Below are 5141 nucleotides of genomic sequence, written 5' to 3' on the forward strand. Positions count from 1 at the left end.
GCGCGACACCAACCCGCCGCTCCCCCACCCGCCGGGGTGGGCTCACCCACCCCCACCCCCCCCGCCCCCGGCCCGGCCCCCGGCGGGCCGGGGGGCCATTTCCGTTGCCCGGCGTCGAGGCCCCGTGAGAGCATCGAAGCTCATTTGATCCATTCGCCGAGATCTGCAGGTGGCAGGTACCGCTGATGAACACAACGGGGCCAATAGAGGCGTGCATCGAGGATGGGAACAACATCCTGGTCGCTCCTTCGACATTGCACGACGATGACGTGGTTCGGGATTTCTTCGGGTCCGTGATCTCGCCGGAGGTGCTTGCTTCCGGTTCGCTCGATCTCGCACAGAAGACCGTCTACCTGTGTGGCGACATCTCCGGGATCAGCGGACGCCAATTGGACGGTGCCGCGCGGGTTTTCGTCGTTCGGGAGCTGTCGCACGGTTTCCGCGAGGACGCCGGGGAGGCTTGGGAGTGCGTCGGGGTCGGGCGAGTTCCCGTCCGTGTCCACGGCGTCGGCGTGTACTACCGGCGCTTCTTCGCACTCGATGGGGATCACTTCGGACGGATCAGCGCGGAGCACGAGTTCCAGTCCCTGACGGAGTCCACCAAACCCGGATCGGCTCATCGCAGCGGAATCTACCTGACGCCCGTCACGCAGGACGGTGACGAACTGCATTTCCGCCTGCTCCGGTGCTCCACGAACCTCTCGGGGCCGACCGAGGGCTTCCGCCCCACCGACACGGGCATCGTCGACGCTCTGAATCGCGAGGCCGCCGGCATCTTCCGGGGCCAGGCGCCGCTCAATCACGTCCTCGCGCAGATCTACCGCAACACCGCTGCCACGACCGAGCGCAAGCAGTCCAAGGCCAAGATCTCGTCCCACGCGGACAAGACCAAGGACATGCCCGCCAACGGCATCATGGCCTTCTGCACCTTCTACGAGGGGCTCGACAAGCTGCGGCCGTTGGGCGAAGACGGCTTCGACTACGGGGTGAAGGGTGTCAGCGGGCTGACCAGGCTTCAGTTCCGCCTGAAGGGGCCGGCTGAAGACCACGACGCGGTCGCGCTGCCCGCGCAGTTCACGGTGACGCTCTATCCCGGCTCCGTGTTCTTCATGCCGCTGTCCACCAACCGCCTGTACACGCATGAGATCAAGCCCTCGGCGCTGGACGCCGAGCTGCTTCCGACCCGACTGGGATACGTCGTGCGCTGTTCGAGCGCCGAAGCCGTTCACAAGGACGGGGAGACGTTCCTCAAGGGGGAGGGGGAGTTGGTGAAGTTGGGGCCGGCGACCGAGGAGGGCATGGACGAGCTGCGCGGGCTGTACGCCGAGGAGAACAGGAGCTCGTCGTTCATCGACTACGGCGACCGGTTCCGCTTCAGCATGAACGCGGGGGACTACCGTGCCCCGCGAATCTAGGATCTCGGAGGACGTCCGCACGGTCGATCTGTCGATCGAGGAGGATCTGTTCGCGGAGCTGTCCGGGTCGACGCGTTGGGAAGACGTGGGGAAGGGGCGGCGCGGAGCCGTCCTTGCCAGGGTCGACGAGGCGGGGGGTGTGCCTCTCGTGCGGACGACCACTCGGTACGGCAGCCCGGCGCAGCGATTCCGGGCAGTGCACGAGCGGCTGGCGCAGCGGATCCAGGAACGTGCGGCGCTTCCGGTCGGCTTCAACAATGCTCTGATCGAGAGCTACACGAACGCCTACCGGAAGATGGGCGGCCATTCCGACCAAGCCCTCGATCTGGCCGGTGATTCGTTCATCGCCGTCTTCTCCTGCTACCGGCAGCCCGAAGAGGGCTCGCAGAGGAAGCTGATCTTCGAGTCCAAGGGGACCGGTGGGGAGGAGTTCGAGATCCCCCTCGCCCACAACAGCGTGGTTGTTTTCTCCGTCGATGCGAATCGGCGGCTCAGGCACAAGATCGTCCTGGACGCGCCCGACGAGGCGCCGGACAACCAGTGGTTGGGCGTGACCTTCCGAACGTCGAAGACTGTGGTCCGGTTCCACGACGGACACGCGCATCTCCCGCAGGGCGCGCGCCTCTTGGCGGCCGACGACGAGCAGCAGCGCGAGTTCTACCAACTACGACGGCGTGAGAACCAGGAGACGGACTTCGCCTACCCCGCGCTGGCGTACACCATCAGCGAGAGCGATCTGATCCCGCCCGTGTGAGCAAGAGGGAGGCCGCCCCACGGGTCTCGCGGGGCGGCTTCGAGCTTCAGAGGACACAGGCGGGTCCTCGGCCGTGACGTGAAGGCGGCCGTGTCATGCTGCTGTTCCTCCAGCACGCCACCCGGTGACAGACGCGGCCCGAAAACTCCCTGGACCGTCCGACCCGTCTCGGCCATGATCCTCACGTGGCCACCTACCTCGAGTCCGAGCGCCTGACCCTGCGCCCCTTCGCCGCCGCCGACGCGGACCTGCTGATCGAGCTGGACAGCGACCCGGCGGTGATGCGCTACCTGACCGGCGGCGCTCCAACCCCGCCGGAGGAGGTCCGCGACCTCGCCATCCCCAGCATCCTCGCCGGCTACGAGCGCTGGAATCATGACCTCGGCCTGTTCGCCGCGCACAAGAAGGACGGCGGCGCGTTCGTCGGCTGGTTCTGCCTGCGTCCGCGGCGCAGCGGCCCGCGTGAGGAGGCCGAACTCGGCTATCGCCTGCGCCAGGCGGCCTGGGGCCGGGGCTACGCCACCGAAGTCTCGCAGGCGCTGCTGGCGAAGGGGTTCGCCGAGCTCGGCATCCGCATGGTCTGGGCCGAGACGATGACCGTGAACCGCCCTTCGCGTAACGTCATGGAGAAGCTCGGGATGACGCTCGCGGAGAACATCCCCACGCCGGACAGCATGATGGCGGTCGAGGGTTCCGAGCACGGGGGTGTGCGGTACGAGATCACGAAGGAGCAGTGGGAGCGGCGGCAGGCGTAGGCGGCGCGAGGCGCGGCGCCCGTGGATGTGAAGTCATCGGCCCGCGCGGCCTTGTCTCATCACGCCCTATCGGGCACATCCCGGCAGCATCTTGCCGAACTCGTTGCTGAGCTCGTCCCTGCCTGGGAGGCGCAGCAGGAGTCTGCGCTGCGGGAGCGGCGCGGCGGCGACCGCCGCCGCGAGGCTGGTGCCGGCCCGAAGCATCGTCTGGTGTTCGTCGACCGGGTGCCGGCCACGCTCGCGCACCTGCGACACGATCTTCCGCACTCGGCCCTGGCAGCGCTGTTAGGAGTGGACCGCTCCATGCTGTCCGCCGTGCCCGACCAGCCCGGCATCCGGCTGCGCACCATCGAGTACGTGAACGCCCGCCAGGCCTCGTGGCTGAAGCCGAGAGCCGGCCCGTGAGGGTCCTTGCTGTCGCGGACCGGGACGATGTCCGAGATGCCGTCGGCGAGTTCGACGCAGTTGCCGCTTTCGCCGCCGCTGTAGCTGCTCTTGCGCCACGTCAAGTCAGTGGACATGCGTGCCCTTCCGGGCAGGCTGATCTGGGAGGCCCCCGCGCGCTTCGCGGGGGCCTCCCCAAGGCAGAGGTTCAGAGGGTGGTCGGGAAGTCGCCGGCCTGGATGCCGGTGATGAACGCCCGCCAGGCCTCGGGGCTGAAGCCGAGAGCCGGCCCGTGAGGTTCCTTGCTGTCGCGGACCGGGACGCCTTCTGCGTAGCAGTCTGCGACCTCGACGCAGTTGTCGTTCGGGTTGCTGGCAGCTGCCTTCTTCCACTTCACGGGGAGTGCGGAGGCGATTGGGAAGTGGGTCACTTGAGCGCGTCTCTCTTCTGTGTGATGAGGTCGAGCGACTGATCGAGCGGCAGGGCGGTGGCCATGATCTCGTCGAACGCCGCGCGGTAGACATCGACATGCTCTGGATCTTCGACCCAATCGCTGCTGAGCATGCCGCTGAGCAGGACGAGGTCGAGATCGCGCTGCCGAAACTCCAGGAGGGTGAACGGCCCGGTCATTCCGGGGTGAGGGGGAGACAACGCCGGCATGATCTGGATCTTGATGTTGGGGAGGCGGCTGAACTGCAGCAACTTGTCCAACTGATCGGTCATGACGCCCGGAGCGGCATGCATGGTCAGGGCCGATTCATGGATGACGGCCCAGAGCTTGAGGGGGTTGTCGGAGCGGGTCAGGACGGATTGCCGGTTGATCCGGACCTCGACGCGTTCCTCAACGCTGGGCTTGTTTATCACGCCGCTGGCGATGATGGCGTGGGCATACTGGCGCGTCTGAAGTAGCCCAGGGATGTAGGCCGATTCGTAGGACTTGTGGCCGGTAGCGGTCTCTTCAAGGCGAATCAGATCCGTGTAGAGCGGGTTCAGCTGCTCGTAGCCCGCCATCCAGCCGGGCCGGCGCTTGTCGCGGAGGATCTCGACGAGGACTTCCTTGAGCTCCTCCTCGCACCCGTAGAAGTCGAGCAGCGCGCGGACGACGTCGGGCTTCAGCTGGACGCGGGCGTTCTCGTACCTGCTGAGCTTGACGAGGTTGATGCCCGGGACTTGGGCGGCAACTTCCTCTGCCGACAGGCTCTTGAGCTCGCGGAGCCTCCTCAGCTCGGCGGCGATGCGTCGGTACCGCACCGCTGGCACTGCTACTGCCATCTACCCAGCCCTCCAGAACGTCCAGGCACCAGTGTGCATGCGAGTGGTGACGGTTCGCCACCACCCTCATGAGCCTAGAGGCGGCACCTTGCGATGAGAGCTGAAAGTTTTCATATTTCGACGACATGCCTTGCGATGCGTAGTCGTGATGCTCCATGCTGTGAGTGACGAAGTGCTGGCATTGCGTGACATGGCCGGCGCTTTGACCCCCAAGTCATGTGTGCGGAAGGTGTCTTCGCCATGTCCATCCATGTGTCTTCCATCTGGCTGCCGCGCAGCCGTCGAGCGCCGGGCGAGGCGCGGCGGCGGCTCTCCTCGCTCCTCGCCGCCGCTCCCAGCGGTGGCCAGTTCCTCGAACCCGGGCTCCTCGCCGTCTCCGAGCTCGTGACCAACGCCGTCGTCCACGGGACGCCCACCGGCTACCTCATCTACCTCGCGCTCGACGTCTCCCCCTCCCGTCTCCGCATCGAGGTCCACGACGCCCGTGGCGACCGCGCGCCCGTCCTCTCCCCGCCCGGCCGCGCAGACGTGGCCGGGCGGGGGGAGCCGATCGACCAAAAC

General features: G+C 66.9%; 7 protein-coding genes and 1 pseudogene. 4 read left to right on the forward strand and 4 right to left on the reverse strand.

The annotated features are described in order from the left end of the window. The first annotated feature begins 185 nt into the window (after positions 1-185). The 3 genes from ACFV4G_RS41640 to ACFV4G_RS41650 all read left to right on the forward strand — a co-directional run bounded on the left by ACFV4G_RS41640 (position 186) and on the right by ACFV4G_RS41650 (position 2924). The gene (locus ACFV4G_RS41640) at positions 186-1415 is read left to right on the forward strand and encodes a hypothetical protein (RefSeq protein ID WP_380448516.1); all 1230 of its coding nucleotides are present in this window, start codon (positions 186-188) and stop codon (positions 1413-1415) included. After that, entirely contained in the window at positions 1399-2169 is a 771-nt protein-coding gene (locus tag ACFV4G_RS41645) for an alpha-ketoglutarate-dependent dioxygenase AlkB (protein WP_380448518.1), read from the forward strand. Before ACFV4G_RS41640 ends, ACFV4G_RS41645 begins: the two co-directional genes overlap by 17 nt. A gap of 185 nt (positions 2170-2354) precedes the next feature. Next, positions 2355-2924 carry a GNAT family N-acetyltransferase gene (locus ACFV4G_RS41650; RefSeq protein ID WP_380448520.1) on the forward strand — a complete coding sequence of 190 codons (570 nt, stop codon included), beginning with the start codon at positions 2355-2357 and terminating at the stop codon, positions 2922-2924. Between the two features lie 66 nt (positions 2925-2990). Here ACFV4G_RS41650 and ACFV4G_RS41655 read toward each other — a convergent pair whose 3' ends face one another. The 4 genes and pseudogenes from ACFV4G_RS41655 to ACFV4G_RS41670 all read right to left on the reverse strand — a co-directional run bounded on the left by ACFV4G_RS41655 (position 2991) and on the right by ACFV4G_RS41670 (position 4580). Further along, positions 2991-3170 carry a hypothetical protein gene (locus ACFV4G_RS41655; RefSeq protein WP_380448528.1) on the reverse strand — a complete coding sequence of 60 codons (180 nt, stop codon included), beginning with the start codon at positions 3168-3170 and terminating at the stop codon, positions 2991-2993. Between the two features lie 170 nt (positions 3171-3340). Then, positions 3341-3445 (reverse strand): annotated as a pseudogene (locus ACFV4G_RS41660) (DUF397 domain-containing protein); the annotation flags it as partial. A 71-nt stretch (positions 3446-3516) separates the two neighbouring features. Next, positions 3517-3738: a DUF397 domain-containing protein gene (locus ACFV4G_RS41665; RefSeq protein ID WP_380448522.1), complete on the reverse strand. Its 222-nt coding sequence runs from the start codon at positions 3736-3738 to the stop codon at positions 3517-3519. Next, the gene (locus ACFV4G_RS41670) at positions 3735-4580 is read right to left on the reverse strand and encodes a helix-turn-helix domain-containing protein (protein ID WP_380448524.1); all 846 of its coding nucleotides are present in this window, start codon (positions 4578-4580) and stop codon (positions 3735-3737) included. Before ACFV4G_RS41670 ends, ACFV4G_RS41665 begins: the two co-directional genes overlap by 4 nt. A 240-nt stretch (positions 4581-4820) precedes the next feature. Between ACFV4G_RS41670 and ACFV4G_RS41675 the strand changes: the two genes are divergently transcribed. After that, the coding region (locus tag ACFV4G_RS41675) for an ATP-binding protein (RefSeq protein WP_380448526.1) at positions 4821-5141 on the forward strand (321 nt) is incomplete at its 3' end.

This window comes from Kitasatospora sp. NPDC059747 (assembly GCF_042732955.1).
Classification (GTDB): Bacteria; Actinomycetota; Actinomycetes; order Streptomycetales; family Streptomycetaceae; genus Kitasatospora.